This window comes from Pseudomonas sp. GW821-FHT09A09, assembly GCF_059418405.1.
On record NZ_JBWKPU010000017.1, the window covers coordinates 87,236 to 107,512 of the forward strand.

Here is a 20,277-nt window from a genome sequence, read left to right on the forward strand (position 1 = left end):
TACCGTGTTTACAGGTTAAGGGTGAGGCTGACGGTCAGGTTGCGCGGTTCGCCCGGGTTCACCCAGTAGCTGCTGTAGGACCGCTCGTAGTACTTCTCATCAAACAGGTTGTTGAGGTTCAGGCCCAGGGTGACGTTCTGCGTCGCCTTGTAATGGGCCAGCAAATCGACGGTATGGTAAGCCGGTAGCTCAAAGCGACCGCCTGCTTCGCCGGAGCGATCGCCCACATAGGTGAACGCCGCGCCCAGATCGGAACCGCGCAACGCACCGTCCTGGAATTCATATACGCCCAACAGACTGCCGCTGCGCTTGGCCACGCCCAGTATCCGGCTACCGGCTGGAATCGCCTTGTCGCCTTTGGTCACTTCAGCATCGATATAGGCGAACGCGCCGATCACTCGCACCGCGTCTGTCACCTGCCCGGTCATTTGCAGGTCGAACCCTTGGCTGCGTGCTTTGCCCATGGCGCGGTTGAGGTTGGTGGCCGGGTCCAGCGTCAGCACGTTTTCCTTTTCGATATGGAAGGCGGCGAGGGTGGTGCTGAGGCGGTCGTCGAACAGTTCGCTCTTGATCCCCACTTCATAGCCCACGCCTTCTTCGGGTTTGAAGGGTTTTTTGTCGGCGCCCAGGCCGCTGTTGGGTTTGAATGAGGTGGAGGCGTTGGCGAATACGCCGACGTGCGGCGTGAGTTGATACAGCAGGCCCGCGCGCTGGGTGAAGGCGTCGTGGGTCTGGTGGCTTTTGGGCGCGCCGGTGAAGTCTTCGATGTGTTGGTCGAAATGCTCGAAGCGCGCCCCGAGCATGCCGCGCAGGCGGTCGGTGAAGATGATTTGGTCCTGCAGGTTCAGCGCGTGGCTTTTGGTCTGCTCGAAGAAATCGGTGCCCGAGCGCAGGCCGTTGGGTTTGGGCTGGCCGTAGACCGGGTTGTAGAGGTCGATGGCGTAGGGGCTGCCGGCGATGGCGGTCACGCGTTCTTTCTTGCGGTAGTCCTCGTATTCGGTGCCGATCAGCAGTTCATGCTGCCAGCTGCCAACGTCGAACAGCCCGCGCAGTTCAAGCTGGGTGATGCTGTCGTGCCAACCGGTGGAGCGCTCGCGGTAGCGGCGGTTGACGGTATGCCCATCGGCGTTGAGTGCGCGGCTTTCCGATGCGTCACCCCACAGGCTGCCTTGTTTGTAGTGGCTGGCCAGGCGCAGTTTCCAGGCGTCGTTGAGGTGATGTTCGAGGGCCGCCTGGAGGCGGTTGTTGTGGTTGCTGATGTCGCCGTCGTTGGGCTCGCCGAGGAAGGTTCTGCGGGATACGCCGGGGGCGTCGACGATGCCGCGATCGAACGTGGAGCGGTGGCGCACGAATTCGCTTTCGACGAGCAGGCTGGTGTCCGGGTCCAACTGCCAGCTCAAGGACGGTGCGACAAAGACACGCTTGGCGCCCACGTGGTCGCGGAAGCTGTGGTTGTCTTCGACCGCCAGGTTCACACGTGACAGCACGCGGCCCTCGGGGTCCAGTGGCGTGTTCACATCCAGGGCGGTGCGATAGCGGTCCCAGCTACCGGCGCTGGTTTGCAGGGTGGTGAAGGCGTCGGGCTGGGGTTTTTTGGTGACGATGTTCACGGTGCCGCCCGGATCGCCGCGTCCGTACAGGCTGGCGGCGGGGCCTTTGAGTACTTCAATGCGCTCGATATTGGCTGTGTCCGGTGTGCTCGGGTAGCCGCGGTTGGCGCTGAATCCGTCCACGTAGAACTCCGAGGTGGTGAAGCCGCGCACGCTGTATTCGTAAAGTGTCAGGCCGCCGAAGTTGTTTTGCTTGGACACGCCGCCGGCAAATTCCAGAGCGCGTTCCACGCTGGTGCTGCCCAAGTCCTTGAGCACGGTGGCGGGAATCACGCTGATGGATTGTGGGATGTCGCGCAGGGCCGTGTCGGTTTTGGTCGCGCTGGCGGAACGGGTGGCGCGATAGCCGTTGACCGGGCCAGTGGCGGACTCGTAGGCGTCGGAGGTGACGCTGATGGTGTCCAGTTCAACGGTATTGTCTTCGGCGTAGGCGGGGTCGAGCAGCAAACCCAAGGCCAGGCCAGCCAAGGGGGCAAACTTTCGAGACGGCATGATAGAGCGTTCCAATAGCGATATTGAAACAATATAACATGCCTAATGAGAATGAATCGCTTCGAAACATTGCCTTACAGGTGCCCGAAAACGAGCACCTGTTCGCGGGCGTTATTCCTCTTCTTTCACCGGTGCAGGCGGTGGGCGCAGGCCGATTTCGGCCATCAGCTTGATCTCTTTGCCGTTGCGCATGACCTGGATCGCCACCTTGTCGGTCGGTTTGATCCGCGCCACCTGGTTCATCGACTTGCGGCCATCTCCGGCCGGCTCGCCATCGATGTTCAGGATCACATCACCCAATTGCAGGCCGGCTTTTTGCGCCGGGCCGTCGCGGAAAATCCCTGCGACCACAATGCCTGGGCGCCCGGTCAGGCCAAACGACTCGGCCAGTTCCTTGGTCAGCGGTTGCACTTCGATCCCCAGCCAGCCGCGAATCACCTGGCCGTGTTCAATGATCGACTTCATCACCTCCATGGCCAGCTTCACCGGGATCGCAAAGCCGATGCCTTGTGAACCACCGGACTTGGAGAAAATGGCCGTGTTGATACCGGTCAGGTTGCCATTGGCATCCACCAGTGCGCCCCCGGAGTTGCCCGGGTTGATCGCCGCGTCGGTCTGGATGAAGTCTTCGTAGCTGTTGAGCCCCAGCTGGTTACGTCCGGTGGCGCTGATAATGCCCATGGTGACGGTCTGGCCCACGCCGAACGGGTTGCCGATCGCCAGCGCCACGTCGCCCACGCGCAACGCTTCGGAGCGGCCGATGGTGATCGATGGCAGGCTCTTGAGGTCGATCTTGAGAACCGCGAGATCGGTTTCCGGGTCGCTGCCGACCACGCGGGCCAGGGTTTCGCGGCCATCACGCAGGGCCACCACGATCTGGTCGGCGCCAGTGGTCACGTGGTTGTTGGTGAGGATGTAGCCTTCAGGGCTCATGATTACCCCGGAACCCAGGCTGGATTCCATGCGCCGTTGCTTGGGCCCGTTGTCACCGAAATAGCGGCGGAACTGCGGGTCTTCGAACAGCGGGTGAGCCGGCTTGTTGATGACCTTGGTGGTGTACAGGTTGACCACGGCAGGCGCCGCGATGACGACAGCATCCGCGTAGGTCACCGGGCCTTGCACCACCGCGCTGGTCTGCGGGGCCTGTTGCAGGTTCACATCAAGGCTGGGTAGGCCTACAAACTGGGGGAAACGCTGAATGATCAGCATCGCGATCAGCACGCCAGCCAACAATGGCCATCCAAAAAAACGCAGTGCCTTGAGCATCAAGTAAGTCCTGACAGGTTGCAGGGGGCGGGAGAGCGCCCATAATGTCGCGCATTATACGAGGCTGCGAGCGCCTCGGAACGGGATATTTAGGAGTCTTTTATGGCCGTCCCCCTTAGCACCCTCGTCGAGGAAGCGGACCGCTACCTCGGCAGCGCAAAAATTGCCGATTATTGCCCCAATGGCCTGCAGGTCGAAGGCCGCCCGCAGGTGATGCGCATCGTCAGTGGCGTGACTGCCAGCCAAGCCCTGCTGGACGCGGCCGTCGAAGCCCAGGCCGATCTGATCCTGGTGCACCACGGTTATTTCTGGAAAGGCGAGAACCCCTGCATCACCGGCATGAAGCAGCGCCGGCTGAAAACCCTGCTCAAGCACGACATCAGCCTGCTGGCCTATCACCTGCCGCTGGACCTGCACCCCGACGTCGGCAACAACGTGCAACTGGCCCGCCAGTTGGACATCACCGTCGAAGGCCCGCTGGACCCGAGCAACCCCAAGGTCGTCGGCCTGGTCGGTTCACTCGCCGAACCACTGTCACCCCGCGACTTCGCGCGCCGTGTGCAGGAAGTCATGGGGCGCGAGCCGCTGCTGATCGAAGGCAGTGAAATGATCCGCCGTGTCGGCTGGTGCACAGGGGGTGGCCAGGGCTACATCGACGACGCGATTGCGGCCGGTGTCGACCTGTACCTGAGCGGTGAAGCCTCCGAGCAGACCTTCCACAGTGCGCGCGAAAACGACGTCAGTTTCATCGCGGCTGGCCACCACGCCACCGAGCGTTATGGCGTGCAGGCGCTGGGCGATTACCTGGCACGGCGCTTTGCCCTGGAGCATCTGTTCATCGATTGCCCGAATCCCATTTGATCCTCGCTGCTGAACAATAATGTGGCAGGCTTGTGTGGGAGCTGGCTTGCCTGCGATGCAGACACCTCGGTGATTCAGAAAAACCCGGGTGATGCCATCGCAGGCAAGCCAGCTCCCACCCTTGACCGCGTTTCGGCCCAAACTGAGGGGCATATTCATATACCGTTTCGATCTAGTTGGCTCCCTGAATAGAAGCAGGTGCTGTGCTAGCATGCCCCGCTCGAACACGGCCCGCTGGCCGTCCATAAGATCGTTTTCGTGAGTAGCCATGGTCGACAAACTGACGCATCTGAAACAGCTGGAGGCGGAAAGCATCCACATCATCCGCGAGGTCGCCGCCGAGTTCGACAACCCGGTGATGCTCTACTCGATCGGTAAAGACTCCGCCGTGATGCTGCACCTGGCACGCAAGGCCTTTTTCCCGGGCAAGCTGCCGTTCCCGGTGATGCACGTCGACACCCGCTGGAAATTCCAGGAGATGTACAAGTTCCGCGACAAGATGGTCGAAGAGCTGGGCCTGGACCTGATCACCCACGTCAACCCGGACGGCGTGGCGCAGGGCATCAATCCGTTCACCCACGGCAGCGCCAAGCACACCGACATCATGAAGACCGAAGGCCTCAAGCAAGCCTTGGACAAGCATGGTTTCGACGCCGCGTTCGGCGGTGCCCGTCGTGATGAAGAGAAATCCCGTGCCAAAGAGCGCGTGTACTCGTTCCGCGACAGCAAGCATCGCTGGGACCCGAAGAACCAGCGCCCGGAGCTGTGGAACGTCTACAACGGCAACGTCAACAAGGGCGAGTCGATCCGCGTGTTCCCGCTGTCCAACTGGACCGAGCTGGACATCTGGCAGTACATCTACCTGGAAGGCATCCCGATCGTTCCGCTGTACTTTGCCGCCGAGCGTGAAGTGATCGAGAAGAACGGCACGTTGATCATGATCGACGACGACCGCATCCTTGAGCACCTGTCCGACGAAGACAAAGCCCGCATCGTCAAAAAGAAAGTCCGTTTCCGTACCCTTGGCTGCTACCCGTTGACGGGCGCGGTGGAGTCCGAAGCCGAGACGCTGACGGACATCATTCAGGAAATGCTCCTGACGCGAACTTCCGAGCGCCAGGGCCGTGTCATCGACCACGATGGTGCAGGCTCGATGGAAGACAAAAAACGTCAGGGTTATTTCTAAGGGGTTGTCATGTCGCACGTATCTGATTTGATCAGCGAGGACATCCTCGCCTACCTGGGCCAGCACGAGCGCAAGGAAATGTTGCGCTTCCTGACCTGCGGCAACGTCGACGACGGCAAGAGCACCCTGATCGGGCGCCTGCTGCACGACTCCAAGATGATCTACGAAGATCACCTGGAAGCCATCACCCGCGATTCGAAGAAAGTCGGCACCACCGGTGACGACATCGACCTGGCGTTGCTGGTCGACGGCCTGCAAGCCGAGCGCGAGCAGGGCATCACCATCGATGTGGCGTACCGCTACTTCTCTACCGCCAAGCGCAAATTCATCATCGCCGACACCCCCGGCCATGAGCAGTACACCCGCAACATGGCCACCGGTGCCTCCACCTGTGACCTGGCGATCATCCTGATCGACGCCCGCTACGGCGTGCAGACCCAGACCCGTCGCCACAGCTTTATCGCCTCGTTGCTGGGCATCAAGCACATCGTGGTGGCCGTCAACAAGATGGACATTAATGGCTTTGATCAGAACGTGTTCGAGTCGATCAAGGCTGATTACTTGAAGTTTGCCGACGGTATCGCGTTCAAGCCAAGCACCCTGGCCTTCGTGCCGATGTCGGCGCTCAAGGGCGATAACGTGGTGAACAAGAGCGAGCGTTCGCCCTGGTACACCGGCCAGTCGCTGATGGAGATCCTCGAGACCGTCGAGATCGCCAACGACCGCAACTACACCGACCTGCGTTTCCCGGTGCAGTACGTCAACCGTCCGAACCTGAACTTCCGCGGTTTCGCCGGCACCCTGGCCAGCGGCATCGTGCACAAGGGCGACGAAGTGGTGGTGCTGCCCTCGGGCAAGAGCAGCCGCGTCAAATCCATCGTCACCTTTGAGGGTGAACTGGAGCACGCAGGCCCGGGCCAGGCCGTAACCCTGACCATGGAAGACGAGATCGACATCTCCCGTGGCGACCTGTTGGTACACGCCGACAACGTGCCGCAAGTGACCGACGCCTTCGACGCCATGCTGGTGTGGATGGCCGAAGAACCGATGCTGCCCGGCAAGAAATACGACATCAAGCGCGCCACCAGCTACGTGCCGGGTTCCATCACCAGCATCGTGCACCGCGTGGACGTGAACACCCTGGCCGAAGGCCCGGCAAGTTCGTTGCAACTGAACGAGATTGGCCGGGTCAAGGTCAGCCTCGACGCCGCCATCGCCCTGGACGGTTACGACAGCAACCGCACCACCGGTGCGTTTATCGTCATCGACCGTTTGACCAACGGCACCGTGGCAGCGGGCATGATCATCGCGCCACCGGTCAGCCATGGCGGCGCGGCGCAGCACGGCAAGTTGGCTCATGTAGCCACTGAAGAACGTGCGCTGCGCTTCGGCCAGCAACCGGCCACCGTGCTGTTCAGCGGCCTGTCGGGCGCTGGCAAGAGCACCCTGGCGTATGCCGTCGAGCGCAAGCTCTTCGACATGGGCCGTGCGGTGTTCGTGCTGGACGGCCAGAACCTGCGTCACGACCTGAACAAGGGCTTGCCGCAGGACCGTGCCGGCCGCACCGAGAACTGGCGTCGTGCCGCTCACGTGGCGCGTCAGTTCAACGAAGCCGGCTTGCTGACCTTGGCCGCGTTTGTTGCACCGGATGCCGAAGGCCGCGAACAGGCCAAGGCGCTGATCGGCGGCGACCGTCTGCTGACCGTTTACGTGCAAGCGTCGCCGCTGGTGTGCGCCGAGCGTGATCCGCAAGGCCTTTACGCTGCGGGTGGGGATAACATTCCGGGCGAGTCCTTCCCGTACGACGTGCCGTTGAATGCCGATCTGGTGATCGACACCCAGGCCCTGTCGTTGGAAGAGAGCGTCAAGCAAGTGCTGGAGCTGTTGCGCAAACGCGGCGCGATCTAAGCGTCACGCGTACAAAAAAGCCCGCCACCGATCACTCGGTGGCGGGCTTTTTACATTTTCTCAAATGTGCACTCGGTCAATGTGGGAGCTGGCTTGCCTGCGATAGCTGCCTGCCAGTTGATACATGTGTAGCTGACCCACTGCTATCGCAGGCAAGCCAGCTCCCACAATTTTGATCAGTGTTTGCCTGGGAATTGTGTGTGCAGTTTTTCCAGCAGTTGGTCTTTGTCTTCCCACAGTTGGTTGATCCACCCCTGAAACGCCGTCCGATACTCCCCATCCTGCTCATAATTCTTGCCAATGAACGCGGCCGGGATCTGCACCTCTTCAAACTGCACCACCACGTCCTTCACATTTCCACAGAGCAAATCCCAATACCCAGGGCGACCGGCCGGGTAGTGAATGGTCACGTTGACCAGTGACTTCAACTGTTCACCCATGGCATCCAGCACAAACGCGATACCGCCAGCTTTAGGCTTGAGCAGGTAACGGAACGGCGACTTCTGCTGTGCATGCTTACCCGTTGTGAACCGCGTACCTTCGGCAAAGTTGAAAATACCTACCGGGTTGTCGCGAAATTTCGCACAGGTCTTACGGGTGGTTTCCAGGTCCTTGCCTTTCTTTTCCGGGTGCTTTTCCAGGTACGCCTTGGTGTAGCGCTTCATGAACGGGAACCCCAAAGCCCACCACGCCAGGCCAATCACCGGCACCCAGATCAGTTCCTGCTTGAGGAAGAACTTGAGTGGGCGAATCCGCCGATTGAGCACGTATTGCAACACCATGATGTCCACCCAGCTCTGGTGGTTGCTGGTCACCAGATACGAGTGCTGGTAGTCCAACCCCTCCAGGCCGGTCACGTGCCAGCGCGTGCGCCGCACCAGGTTCATCCAGCCCTTGTTGTTGGTCACCCAGGCTTCGTGGGTGTGGTTCATCAGCCATTCGCTGAAGCGCTTGGCAAACGGCAAGGCCTTGAACAGAGCGACGATAAACAGGAACGAACACAGCAGGATCGTGTTCAGCGCCAACAACAGCGAGGCGATCACCCCGCGCACGGCGGCAGGTAGAAAATCCAGCATTTAGATATCCATAGGTCGGTTGGCGGCTTGGATCGCAGTCAGCGCGATGGTGTACACGATGTCGTCTACCTGAGCGCCGCGTGGCAGGTCGTTGACCGGTTTGCGCAGGCCCTGGAGCATCGGCCCCAGGCTTACGCAATCGGCGCTGCGCTGCACGGCCTTGTGCGTGGTGTTGCCGGTGTTGAGGTCGGGGAACACGAACACCGTGGCCTTGCCGGCGACCTGGCTGTTGGGGGCCAGTTGCCGGGCCACGGTTTCGTTGGCGGCGGCGTCGTACTGCAACGGGCCGTCGATCAGCAGTGAGCTTTGTTGTTCGTGGGCGAGCAGCGTGGCTTCGCGGACTTTCTCAACTTCCTCACCGCTGGCCGAATCGCCGCTGGAATAGCTGATCATCGCCACGCGCGGGGTGATGCCGAACGCCGCCGCCGAGTCGGCGCTTTGCAAGGCAATCTCTGCCAGCTCAGCCGCGCTTGGGTGCGGGTTCATCACGCAGTCGCCGTACACCAGCACCTGCTCGGGGAACAGCATGAAGAACACTGACGACACCAGCGTGCAGCCCGGCGCCGTCTTGATCAGCTGCAGGGCAGGGCGGATGGTGTTGGCCGTGGAGTGAATGACGCCGGAGACCAGGCCGTCCACTTCATCCAGCGCAAGCATCATGGTGGCGATCACCACGGTGTCTTCCAGTTGCTGCTCGGCCATCGGCGCGTTGAGGCTCTTGCTCTTGCGCAGGGCCACCATCGGTTCGACGTAGCGCTGGCGAATCAGGTCCGGGTCGAGAATCTCCAGGCCTTCGGGCAGTTCGATGCCTTGGGCGCGGGCCACCGCTTCTACATCGGCAGGCTTGGCCAGCAACACGCAGCGGGCGATGCCACGCGCCTGGCAGATGGCGGCGGCTTGTACGGTGAGTGGCTCGCTGCCTTCGGGCAGCACGATGCGTTTGTTGGCAGCCTGGGCGCGCTGGATCAACTGGTAGCGGAACACGGCGGGCGACAGCCGCATTTCCCGTGGTGTGCCGCAGCGTTGGTGCAGCCAGCGCGCATCGAGGTGGCTGGCGACGAAGTCGGTGATGATCTCGGCGCGTTCGCGGTCGTCGATGGGGATTTCTTTGTTCAGGCTGTTGAGCTGGTTGGCGGTGTCGTAGGAGCCGGTGCTCACCGACAGCACCGGCAGTCCCGCCTGGAACGCGCCACGGCACAGGTCCATGATGCGCGGGTCGGGCAGGGTGTCGCTGGTCAGCAGCAGGCCGGCCAGGGGCACGCCGTTGATGGCGGCCAGGCTGACGGCGAGGATGATGTCGTCGCGATCGCCGGGGGTTACCACCAAGACGCCGGGCTTGAGCAGCTCCACGGTGTTACGCATGGTGCGCGCGCAAATGATGATCTTGGTCATGCGCCGGCTTTCGTAGTCGCCGGCGTTGAGGATCTGCGCACCCATCAGGTCAGCCACGTCGCGGGTGCGCGGTGCGTTGAGTTCCGGCTGGTAGGGGATGCAGCCCAGCAGGCGGAAATCGCCGCTGCGCAGCAACGGCGAGTGTTCCTTCAGACGGGCCGAGAACACTTCCATGCTTTCGTCGGTGCGTACCTTGTTGAGGATCACGCCCAGCACTTTCGGATCTTTCGGGCCACCAAACAGCTGGGCCTGCAATTCCACGCGGCCGGAGAGTTCGGTGAGCACTTCGTTTTCCGGCGCGGAGACCAGGATCACTTCCGCGTCGAGGCTCTTTGCCAGGTGCAGGTTGACCCGCGCCGCATAGCTGGCGCTGCGGGTGGGTACCATGCCTTCGACGATCAACACGTCCTTGCCCACGGCGGCTTGCTGGTACAGGGTGATGATTTCTTCGAGCAACTCGTCGAGCTGGCCGTCGCCGAGCATGCGCTCTACGTGCGCCAGGCCTAGCGGTTGCGGCGGTTTGAGGCCGTGGGTGCGCGCCACCAGCTCGGTGGAGCGTTCAGGGCCAGTGTCGCCCGGATGCGGTTGGGCAATCGGCTTGAAGAAGCCGACTTTCAGCCCGGCTCGTTCAAGGGTACGCACCAGCCCAAGGCTGATGGAGGTCAGACCCACACCAAAATCGGTGGGCGCGATAAAAAAAGTCTGCATGCGAATTCTCTGGAGGTGCATGGCTTCGGTGGCGCCCTATGGCTGAGTGCCTACCGCTGATCAGGCGTCAAGGTTATCGTTATTCGCGTGCTTGCGCACACCAGCCGCACGCAAAGGGCTGACCTATTTTTTCAAGGCGTTGCGCCGGGTCGAGCACCCAGGCGCGGGACTGCCAGGGCGGCTGGTGGCGCAGGTGCTGCGTATGGCCGCAGGACAGCTCGGCCACCCAGTGCTGGTCGTCGTCCAGGTGGAACCCGATGATGAAGGATGCCGTTGATCGGCCCCGTCTGTCCGGGTTCTGTTCGCTTTCGGGCAAATCCTTGTTTAGACTTGTCCGTTCTTCATTCTTATGCAAAAGGTCTCGCCCCATGACGATCGCCGCTAACAAGGCTGTCTCCATCGACTATACCCTGACCAACGACGCTGGTGAGGTCATCGACAGCTCCGCCGGCGGCGCGCCGCTGGTCTACCTGCAAGGCGCAGGTAACATCATCCCAGGCCTGGAAAAGGCGCTGGAAGGCAAGAACGTCGGTGATGAGCTGACCGTTGCCGTAGAACCTGAAGATGCCTATGGCGAGTACTCGGCCGAACTGGTCAGCACCCTGAGCCGCAGCATGTTCGAAGGCGTCGACGAGCTGGAAGTGGGCATGCAGTTCCACGCTTCCGCGCCAGACGGCCAAATGCAGATCGTCACCATCCGTGACCTGGACGGCGACGACGTGACCGTCGACGGCAACCACCCTCTGGCTGGCCAGCGCCTGAACTTCAAAGTGAAGATCGTTGCCATCCGCGACGCTTCCCAGGAAGAAGTGGCTCACGGCCACGTCCACGGTGAAGGTGGTCACCACCATTGATTGTGGTTTGATCAATCGGTAGCAAAAAGCCCCGACTTGTTCGGGGCTTTTTTTGTGCCTGAGAATGTATGCGGTCAAAAAATGTGGGAGCTGGCTTGCCTGCTATAGCGGTGGATCAGCTTGATATGGATTACTGGCCCACCGCCATCGCGGGCAAGCCCGCTCCCACACACGCTCGCTCGCACATTTTTGAGTCGTGCAAACCATATTTCAGGCACAAACAAAAATGCCCCGGACCTTTCGGTACGGGGCATTTCTTAACTGTTACGCAACCTGGGTTACGTGGCAGTTGTTACCACTTAGGCTGCTGCAGCGACGTTCAGAGCCTTGATGTGGCCATTCAGGCGGCTCTTATGACGAGCGGCCTTGTTCTTGTGGATGATGCCTTTATCGGCCATACGGTCGATAACAGGCACAGCCAGAACGTAAGCTGCTTGAGCTTTTTCAGCGTCTTTGGTGTCGATGGCTTTAACTACATTCTTGATGTAGGTACGAACCATGGAACGCAGGCTGGCGTTGTGGCTGCGACGCTTCTCAGCCTGTTTTGCACGTTTTTTGGCGGAAGGTGTGTTGGCCACCGTCGAGCTCCTCGAAAGACTTTTTAGGAAATAGCAAACAAAATAGGCCGCGAATCATGCCGATGACTTGATGGGTTGTCAAGGGCGGCTGATGCGAACTGCTGAGTGGTCGATCTGAAGAGGCGGGTGATTTATTTCCGGCGCTTGACCTGTAAACTCGCGAGCTTTGGCTCTGTGCTGTTGCAGGCGCGCAGTATCGCATAAGTGGGCGCGTTGTTCGCCTGCTGTTTATCTAATAGGCGCAAACTCTTTCAATGAACCTCCTCAAATCGTTGGCCGCCGTCAGCTCTATCACGATGATCTCCCGGGTATTGGGGTTTGTGCGTGACACCCTGCTGGCGCGTATTTTTGGCGCCAGCATGGCCACGGATGCCTTCTTCATCGCCTTTAAATTGCCCAACCTGTTGCGAAGGATCTTCGCCGAAGGCGCATTTTCCCAGGCGTTCGTGCCGATCCTGGCCGAATACAAGACCCAGCAGGGCGAGGAGGCCACTCGCACCTTTATTGCCTACGTTTCGGGCTTGCTGACCCTGGTGCTGATGCTGGTGACTGTCGTCGGCATGCTCGCCGCCCCTTGGGTGATCTGGGCCACGGCCCCCGGTTTTGCCAATACGCCGGAAAAATTCGCGCTGACCACCGACCTGCTGCGCGTGACCTTTCCTTATATATTGCTGATCTCCCTGTCGTCCCTGGCCGGCGCGATCCTCAACACCTGGAACCGCTTCTCGGTGCCGGCGTTTGTGCCGACCCTGTTGAACGTCAGCATGATCATCTTCGCGCTGTTCCTCACGCCGTACTTTGACCCGCCGGTGATGGCCCTGGGTTGGGCCGTACTGGCTGGCGGCCTGGCGCAACTGCTCTACCAACTGCCGCACCTCAAGAAGATCGGCATGCTTGTGCTGCCGCGCCTGAACCTCAAGGACACCGGGGTGTGGCGCGTGATGCGCAACATGCTGCCGGCGATCCTCGGGGTGTCGGTGAGTCAGATTTCCCTGATCATCAACACCGCATTTGCCTCGCTGCTGGTCTCGGGCTCGGTGTCGTGGATGTATTACGCCGACCGGCTGATGGAGCTGCCGTCCGGCGTACTGGGCGTGGCCTTGGGTACGATCCTGCTGCCAACACTGTCGCGCACCTATGCCAGCAAGGACCGCCAGGAGTACTCACGTATCCTCGATTGGGGCCTGCGCCTGTGCTTTGTGCTGGTGCTGCCGTGCTCTCTGGCTTTGGGCATCCTGGCCGAGCCGTTGACCGTGTCACTGTTCCAGTACGGTCAATTCAGTGCGTTTGATGCGTCCATGACCCAGCGTGCGCTGATCGCCTATTCCGTGGGTCTGCTCGGCATCATCGTGATCAAGGTTCTGGCGCCGGGCTTCTATGCCCAGCAAAACATCCGTACCCCAGTGAAAATCGCGGTATTCACGTTGATCGTCACCCAACTGCTCAACCTGGTGTTCATCGGCCCGTTGGCCCATGCCGGCCTGGCGTTGGCCATCAGTGCCGGGGCGTGCATCAACGCCGGCCTGCTGTTCTACCAACTGCGCAAGCAGCAGATGTTCCAGCCACAGCCGGGCTGGGGCATGTTTGCCCTTAAGCTGCTGGTAGCGGTGTCGGCGATGTCGGCGGTGTTGCTTGGCTTGATGCACTTCATGCCCGCCTGGGATGAAGGCCATATGCTGGAACGCTTCCTGCGCCTTGGCGTATTGGTGGTGGCTGGCGTGGTGGTGTACTTCGGGATGTTGCTGCTGCAGGGCTTCCGTCTGCGGGATTTCAATCGAAAGTCCCTGGGATAGAGACTTTGCCGCGATAAAACGGTTGTTTTATCGATTCGATCCATTTGGCCTGTTCTGTTGCCTGTCGTCCGGGCCCGGGTGTGGTTATAATCGACCACTTTATGAGCAAGAAGCGCGTTATGCAGCTGGTTCGAGGTCTCCACAACCTGCGCCCCCAGCATCGGGGCTGCGTCGCCACTATTGGCAACTTTGACGGTGTTCACCGTGGCCACCAGGCTATCCTGGCCCGGCTGCGTGAGCGGGCGGTCGAGTTGGGCGTGCCCAGCTGCGTGGTGATTTTTGAGCCACAGCCGCGGGAATATTTCAGTCCTGAGACGGCGCCGGCACGCCTGGCCCGGTTGCGGGACAAGCTGCAATTGCTGGCCGAAGAAGGCGTGGACCGCGTCCTCTGCCTGGCCTTCAACCAACGTTTGCAAAGCCTCAGCGCCGCCGAGTTCGTTGACCGTATCCTGGTGGACGGCCTGGGCGTACAGCACCTGGAGGTCGGCGACGACTTCCGCTTTGGTTGCGACCGTGTGGGAGATTTCGATTTCCTGCAACAGGCGGGCGTCAGCCAGGGGTTTACCGTCGAAGCCGCGCAAACCGTCGAACTGGACGGCCTGCGCGTGAGCAGTACCCAGGTGCGTAACGCCCTGGCCGCTGCCGACTTCGCCTTGGCCGAGCGCTTGCTCGGTCGCCCGTTCCGCATTGCCGGGCGGGTACTGCACGGCCAGAAGCTGGCGCGCCAACTGGGCACGCCAACCGCCAACGTGCAACTCAAGCGCCGTCGTGTGCCGCTCACCGGGGTTTACCTGGTGAGCGTCGACATCGACGGTCAATCGTGGCCGGGAGTCGCCAACATAGGCGTCAGGCCCACGGTTGCAGGTGATGGCAAGGCCCACCTGGAAGTTCACCTTTTGGATTTTGCCGGTGATCTGTATGACCGGCGTTTGACGGTGGTTTTCCACCAGAAGCTGCGTGAAGAGCAGCGTTTCGCCTCCCTTGAGGCGTTGAAAACGGCGATCAATGCGGATGTCGCCGCCGCCCGTGCACTAGCCGCACCTAGCGCCCATCGCTAACCGAAGAGCCTTAAATGACCGACTATAAAGCCACGCTAAACCTTCCGGACACCGCCTTCCCAATGAAGGCCGGCCTGCCACAGCGCGAACCGCAGATCCTGCAGCGCTGGGACAGTATTGGCCTGTACGGAAAGTTGCGCGAAATTGGCAAGGATCGTCCGAAATTCGTCCTGCACGACGGCCCTCCTTATGCCAACGGCACGATTCACATCGGTCATGCGCTGAACAAAATCCTCAAGGACATGATCCTGCGTTCGAAAACCCTGTCGGGCTTCGATGCGCCGTACGTGCCGGGCTGGGATTGCCACGGCCTGCCGATCGAGCACAAGGTCGAAGTGACCTACGGCAAGAACCTGGGCGCGGATAAAACCCGCGAACTGTGCCGTGCCTACGCCACCGAGCAGATCGAAGGCCAGAAGTCCGAGTTCATCCGCCTGGGTGTGCTGGGCGAGTGGGACAACCCGTACAAGACCATGAACTTCAAGAACGAGGCCGGTGAAATCCGTGCCTTGGCCGAAATCGTCAAGGGCGGTTTCGTGTTCAAGGGCCTCAAGCCCGTGAACTGGTGCTTCGACTGCGGTTCGGCCCTGGCCGAAGCGGAAGTCGAGTACGAAGACAAGAAGTCCTCGACCATCGACGTGGCCTTCCCGATCGCCGACGACACCAAGCTGGCCGAGGCCTTTGGCCTGGCGAGCCTGAGCAAGCCTGCGGCCATCGTGATCTGGACCACCACCCCGTGGACCATCCCTGCCAACCAGGCGCTGAACGTGCACCCGGAATTCACCTACGCCCTGGTGGATGTCGGTGATCGCCTGCTGGTGCTGGCCGAGGAAATGGTTGAAGCCTGCCTGGCCCGTTACGAGCTGCAAGGTTCGGTCATCGCCACCACCACCGGCTCTGCGCTGGAACTGATCAACTTCCGTCACCCGTTCTACGACCGTCTGTCGCCGGTGTACCTGGCTGACTACGTCGAACTGGGTTCGGGTACTGGCATCGTTCACTGCTCGCCCGCCTATGGCGTGGACGACTTTGTGATCTGCAAGAAGTACGGCCTGGTCAACGATGACATCATCAACCCGGTGCAAAGCAACGGCGTGTACGTGCCGTCGCTGGAGTTCTTCGGCGGCCAGTTCATCTTCAAGGCCGATCAGCCGATCATCGAAAAACTGCGTGAAGTCGGTGCGCTGATGCAAACCGCCACCATCCAGCACAGCTACATGCATTGCTGGCGCCACAAGACTCCGCTGATCTACCGCGCGACTGCGCAGTGGTTCATCGGGATGGACAAAGAGCCCACCAGCGGCGACACCCTGCGTGTACGCTCGCTCAAAGCCATCGAAGACACCAGGTTCGTTCCGGCCTGGGGCCAGGCGCGCCTGCACTCGATGATCGCCAACCGTCCCGACTGGTGCATCTCCCGCCAGCGTAACTGGGGCGTGCCGATCCCGTTCTTCCTGAACAAGGAAAGCGGCGAGCTGCACCCACGTACCGTCGAACTGATGGAAATCGTTGCCCAGCGCGTTGAGCAGGAAGGCATCGAAGCCTGGTTCAAGCTGGACGCTGCCGAACTGCTGGGCGACGAAGCGCCGCAGTACGACAAGATCAGCGACACCCTCGACGTCTGGTTCGACTCGGGCACCACGCACTGGCACGTCCTGCGCGGCTCGCACCCGATGGGCCACGAGACCGGCCCGCGTGCCGACCTGTACCTGGAAGGCTCGGACCAACACCGTGGCTGGTTCCACTCGTCGTTGCTCACCGGTTGCGCCATCGACAACCACGCGCCGTACCGCGAACTGCTGACTCACGGCTTCACCGTCGACGAGACGGGTCGCAAGATGTCCAAGTCGCTGAAAAACGTGATCGAACCGAAAAAGATCAACGACACCCTGGGCGCCGACATCATGCGTCTGTGGGTAGCGTCGACCGACTACTCGGGCGAGATCGCCGTGTCGGATCAGATCCTGGCACGCAGCGCCGATGCCTACCGCCGTATCCGCAATACCGCACGCTTCCTGCTGTCGAACCTGACCGGTTTCAACCCGGCCACCGACATCCTGCCGGCCGAGGACATGCTTGCCCTCGACCGTTGGGCCGTCGACCGTACCCTGTTGCTGCAACGCGAGCTGCAGGAAAACTACGGTGAATATCGCTTCTGGAACGTCTACTCGAAGATCCACAACTTCTGCGTGCAGGAGCTGGGTGGTTTCTACCTCGACATCATCAAGGACCGCCAGTACACCACCGGCGCCAACAGCAAGGCGCGCCGTTCGGCGCAGACCGCGCTGTTCCACATCTCTGAAGCGCTGGTGCGCTGGATCGCGCCGATCCTGGCCTTCACCGCCGACGAACTGTGGGAATACCTGCCGGGCGAGCGCAACGAGTCCGTGATGCTCAACACCTGGTACGAAGGCCTGACCGAACTGCCGGCCGACTTCGAATTGGGCCGCGAGTACTGGGAAGGCGTGATGGCCGTCAAGGTCGCGGTGAACAAGGAGCTGGAAGTGCAGCGTGCGGCCAAGGCCGTCGGTGGGAACCTGCAAGCCGAAGTCACCCTGTTTGCCGAGGAAGGCCTGACCGCCGACCTGGCCAAGCTGAGCAACGAACTGCGCTTCGTACTGATCACTTCGACCGCCAGCCTGGCGCCGTTTGCCCAGGCACCGGCAGACGCCGTGGCCACCGAAGTACCGGGCCTCAAGCTCAAAGTGGTCAAGTCGGCTTTCGCCAAGTGCGCCCGTTGCTGGCACTGCCGTGAAGACGTCGGCGTGAACCCTGAGCATCCGGAAATCTGCGGTCGTTGCGTTGACAACATCAGCGGTACTGGCGAGGTTCGCCACTATGCCTAAAGCCAGTCGTTTTGGACGTCTGGGTTGGCTCGTACTGAGCGTGCTGGTCCTGGTCATCGACCAGGTCAGCAAGGTTCATTTCGAAGGCGCCTTGCAGATGTATCAGCAGATCGTGGTCATTCCCGACTACTTCAGCTGGACCTTGGCCTACAACACGGGCGCTGCCTTCAGCTTCCTGGCTGACAGCTCCGGCTGGCAGCGCTGGCTGTTTGCACTGATCGCCGTGGTGGTCAGTGCAGTGCTGGTGGTGTGGCTCAAGCGCCTGGGTCGCGATGATACCTGGCTGGCTATCGCGCTGGCCCTGGTGCTGGGCGGCGCGTTGGGCAACCTGTATGACCGCATCGCCCTGGGCCATGTGATCGATTTCATTCTGGTGCATTGGCAGAACCGCTGGTACTTCCCGGCGTTCAACTTTGCCGACAGCGCCATCACCGTCGGTGCAATCATGCTGGCGTTGGATATGTTCAAAAGTAAGAAAACCGGAGAGACCGTCAATGACTGATCAGGTATTGGCTGAGCAACGCATCGGCCAGAACACGGAAGTCACTTTGCATTTCGCACTGCGCCTGGAAAACGGCGACACGGTCGACAGCACGTTCGACAAAGCCCCGGCGACCTTCAAGGTCGGCGATGGCAACCTGCTGCCGGGGTTCGAAGCGGCCCTGTTCGGTTTCAAGGCCGGCGACAAGCGCACCCTGCAGATCCTGCCGGAAAACGCCTTTGGCCAGCCGAATCCGCAGAACGTGCAGATCATCCCGCGCTCGCAGTTCCAGGACATGGACCTGTCGGAGGGCTTGTTGGTGATCTTCAACGATGCGGCGAACACCGAACTGCCTGGCGTGGTTAAAACCTTCGATGACGCGCAAGTGACCATCGACTTCAACCACCCGTTGGCCGGTAAAACCTTGACCTTTGATGTTGAAATCATCGACGTTAAAGCGATCTGATTGACGAAACCAGCGCCTGTGGGTGTCGGGCTTGTGTGGGAGCTGGCTTGCCTGCGATTGCATCACCTCGGTGTACCTGATAAACCGAGTCGTCTGCATCGCGGGCAAGCCCGGCTCCCACAAAGGCTTACTCTTATAGAGCTGAGTTGATCCAACTTCTTGCCCAGCAAGACACGAGGCACAGCATGCAAATCAAACTCGCCAACCCCCGTGGCTTCTGCGCCGGCGTGGACCGGGCGATCGAAATCGTCAACCGCGCCCTGGAAGTCTTCGGGCCGCCGATCTATGTGCGCCATGAAGTCGTCCACAACAAATTCGTGGTTGAAGACTTGCGCGCACGCGGCGCCATCTTTGTCGAAGAACTGGACCAGGTACCGGACGACGTGATCGTTATCTTCAGTGCCCACGGTGTTTCCCAGGCCGTGCGTACCGAAGCCGCAGGCCGTGGCCTGAAAGTCTTCGATGCCACCTGCCCGCTGGTGACCAAGGTGCACATCGAGGTTGCCCGCTATAGCCGTGATGGCCGTGAGTGCATCCTGATCGGCCACGCCGGGCACCCGGAAGTCGAAGGCACCATGGGCCAGTACGACGCCAGCAATGGCGGCGCGATCTACCTGGTGGAAGACGAAAAAGACGTCGCCAACCTGCAAGTGCACAACCCTGAGCGCCTGGCATTTGTCACTCAGACCACCTTGTCCATGGATGACACCAGCCGTGTAATCGACGCGCTGCGCAGTCGTTTCCCGGCGATTGGTGGGCCGCGCAAGGACGACATCTGCTACGCCACGCAAAACCGCCAGGACGCGGTCAAGCAACTGGCCAATGAATGCGATGTGGTCCTGGTGGTTGGCAGCCCCAACAGCTCCAACTCCAACCGCCTGCGTGAATTGGCCGAGCGCATGGCAACACCCGCGTACCTGATCGACGGTGCCGAAGACCTGCAACGCAGCTGGTTCGACGGCGTCGAGCGTATCGGTATCACCGCAGGCGCTTCGGCGCCGGAAGTGCTGGTGCGTGGTGTGATCCAGCAGTTGCATGCGTGGGGAGCTACCGGTGCCGATGAGTTGGCCGGCCGAGAGGAGAACATCACCTTCTCGATGCCCAAGGAGCTGCGGGTTCGTTCGCTGCTCTGAGTGCCAGGGTGCCGTCACTGCGGCACAATGCCTGCTCGGCGGCCTCGCTGCGCAGGCTGATGCGCCCGCTGGGCGCAAGCACCACCTGATGCACGCTGTGCGCCCGGTCTGTGGCGCACACATGCACAGTCCCGGCTCGAAACCCTCCGCCCGAAAATACCGGTTCGCCCAGCCCGCTGAAGCGGACTTGGTTCTTGACCGGGCCATTTCCCACGATGGGTACTCGACCATCGTCCTGCTGCTCCAGCAGCACCGGATTGTCATCGTCCAGATGCCCGCGCCCGCTGATATCCAGAATCACCCGCCAGCCCCGACTCCAGTCATCATCCCGTGCATGAATGATCACCGCGCGATTGCGTGAAATGGCCTCGGTGCGCGCATAGCGCAACCCTGCGGCCAGGGACTGCGCCGCGCTTTGCAGCTTTTGCGATTCAAGCAAACCCTTGAAGCTGGGGACCGCGAGATGCGCAAGGATGCCGCTCAGGACCAGGCTAAGCAGCAGTTCGATCAGGGTAAAGCCGCGTTGGGTCATGTGCCGTCCCTCCATGGGCGGGGTAAGCGTTTCACGT

At 61.0% G+C, this 20,277-nt stretch carries 17 protein-coding genes; 10 read left to right on the forward strand and 7 right to left on the reverse strand.

Annotation, left to right across the window (positions count from 1 at the left end; all coding sequences use genetic code 11):
- Positions 1–8: 8 nt before the first annotated feature.
- Positions 9–2,102 carry a TonB-dependent siderophore receptor gene (locus AC07OV_RS16955; protein WP_495092627.1) on the reverse strand — a complete coding sequence of 698 codons (2,094 nt, stop codon included), beginning with the start codon at positions 2,100–2,102 and terminating at the stop codon, positions 9–11.
- 111 nt (positions 2,103–2,213) lie between these two features.
- A complete protein-coding gene (algW, locus tag AC07OV_RS16960; RefSeq protein WP_176995172.1) occupies positions 2,214–3,368 on the reverse strand; it encodes a Do family serine endopeptidase AlgW in 1,155 nt (384 codons plus the stop codon).
- 102 nt (positions 3,369–3,470) lie between these two features.
- On the opposite strand from algW, the gene AC07OV_RS16965 reads away from it, so the two are divergent.
- The 3 genes from AC07OV_RS16965 to cysN all read left to right on the forward strand — a co-directional run bounded on the left by AC07OV_RS16965 (position 3,471) and on the right by cysN (position 7,323).
- Positions 3,471–4,229, forward strand: a complete 759-nt coding sequence (locus tag AC07OV_RS16965) for a Nif3-like dinuclear metal center hexameric protein (protein ID WP_495092628.1) — start codon at positions 3,471–3,473, stop codon at positions 4,227–4,229.
- Positions 4,230–4,497: 268 nt separating this feature from the next.
- On the forward strand, positions 4,498–5,415 hold the full coding sequence (cysD, locus tag AC07OV_RS16970) for a sulfate adenylyltransferase subunit CysD (RefSeq protein WP_005784641.1): 918 nt from the start codon (positions 4,498–4,500) through the stop codon (positions 5,413–5,415).
- 9 nt (positions 5,416–5,424) lie between these two features.
- The gene (cysN, locus tag AC07OV_RS16975; protein WP_178919180.1) at positions 5,425–7,323 is read left to right on the forward strand and encodes a sulfate adenylyltransferase subunit CysN; all 1,899 of its coding nucleotides are present in this window, start codon (positions 5,425–5,427) and stop codon (positions 7,321–7,323) included.
- A 176-nt stretch (positions 7,324–7,499) separates the two neighbouring features.
- On the opposite strand, the gene yihG is transcribed toward cysN, so the two are convergent.
- From yihG to AC07OV_RS16990, 3 genes are all read right to left on the reverse strand, one after another.
- Positions 7,500–8,399, reverse strand: a complete 900-nt coding sequence (gene yihG, locus AC07OV_RS16980) for a 1-acylglycerol-3-phosphate O-acyltransferase, YihG family (RefSeq protein ID WP_176995169.1) — start codon at positions 8,397–8,399, stop codon at positions 7,500–7,502.
- Positions 8,400–10,499 carry a phosphate acetyltransferase gene (gene pta / locus AC07OV_RS16985; protein WP_176995168.1) on the reverse strand — a complete coding sequence of 700 codons (2,100 nt, stop codon included), beginning with the start codon at positions 10,497–10,499 and terminating at the stop codon, positions 8,400–8,402. It abuts the gene before it with no gap.
- A 79-nt stretch (positions 10,500–10,578) separates the two neighbouring features.
- A complete protein-coding gene (locus AC07OV_RS16990; protein ID WP_176995259.1) occupies positions 10,579–10,869 on the reverse strand; it encodes a DUF3565 domain-containing protein in 291 nt (96 codons plus the stop codon).
- Between AC07OV_RS16990 and AC07OV_RS16995 the strand changes: the two genes are divergently transcribed.
- A complete protein-coding gene (locus AC07OV_RS16995) occupies positions 10,868–11,353 on the forward strand; it encodes an FKBP-type peptidyl-prolyl cis-trans isomerase (protein ID WP_176995167.1) in 486 nt (161 codons plus the stop codon). The genes AC07OV_RS16990 and AC07OV_RS16995 overlap by 2 nt on opposite strands.
- Positions 11,354–11,652: 299 nt before the next feature.
- Here the strand turns inward: AC07OV_RS16995 and rpsT are convergent, their stop codons facing one another.
- Positions 11,653–11,931: a 30S ribosomal protein S20 gene (gene rpsT / locus AC07OV_RS17000; RefSeq protein WP_003171647.1), complete on the reverse strand. Its 279-nt coding sequence runs from the start codon at positions 11,929–11,931 to the stop codon at positions 11,653–11,655.
- Between the two features lie 254 nt (positions 11,932–12,185).
- Between rpsT and murJ the strand changes: the two genes are divergently transcribed.
- The 6 genes from murJ to ispH all read left to right on the forward strand — a co-directional run bounded on the left by murJ (position 12,186) and on the right by ispH (position 19,708).
- Positions 12,186–13,724 carry a murein biosynthesis integral membrane protein MurJ gene (gene murJ, locus AC07OV_RS17005; RefSeq protein ID WP_176995166.1) on the forward strand — a complete coding sequence of 513 codons (1,539 nt, stop codon included), beginning with the start codon at positions 12,186–12,188 and terminating at the stop codon, positions 13,722–13,724.
- Between the two features lie 119 nt (positions 13,725–13,843).
- Positions 13,844–14,782, forward strand: coding sequence for a bifunctional riboflavin kinase/FAD synthetase (ribF, locus tag AC07OV_RS17010; protein WP_176995165.1), 939 nt, complete (start codon positions 13,844–13,846; stop codon positions 14,780–14,782).
- Between the two features lie 14 nt (positions 14,783–14,796).
- Complete coding sequence (gene ileS / locus AC07OV_RS17015; protein ID WP_176995164.1) at positions 14,797–17,628, forward strand: isoleucine--tRNA ligase; 2,832 nt, start codon at positions 14,797–14,799, stop codon at positions 17,626–17,628.
- Positions 17,621–18,130 carry a signal peptidase II gene (lspA, locus tag AC07OV_RS17020; protein WP_105697447.1) on the forward strand — a complete coding sequence of 170 codons (510 nt, stop codon included), beginning with the start codon at positions 17,621–17,623 and terminating at the stop codon, positions 18,128–18,130. The genes ileS and lspA overlap by 8 nt, the downstream gene beginning before the upstream one ends.
- A 7-nt stretch (positions 18,131–18,137) precedes the next feature.
- Entirely contained in the window at positions 18,138–18,575 is a 438-nt protein-coding gene (fkpB, locus tag AC07OV_RS17025; protein WP_173390393.1) for an FKBP-type peptidyl-prolyl cis-trans isomerase, read from the forward strand.
- A gap of 185 nt (positions 18,576–18,760) precedes the next feature.
- Complete coding sequence (gene ispH / locus AC07OV_RS17030) at positions 18,761–19,708, forward strand: 4-hydroxy-3-methylbut-2-enyl diphosphate reductase (RefSeq protein WP_176995163.1); 948 nt, start codon at positions 18,761–18,763, stop codon at positions 19,706–19,708.
- Here ispH and AC07OV_RS17035 read toward each other — a convergent pair.
- Complete coding sequence (locus AC07OV_RS17035; protein WP_176995162.1) at positions 19,662–20,240, reverse strand: GspH/FimT family pseudopilin; 579 nt, start codon at positions 20,238–20,240, stop codon at positions 19,662–19,664. The genes ispH and AC07OV_RS17035 overlap by 47 nt on opposite strands.
- Positions 20,241–20,277: the final 37 nt, after the last annotated feature.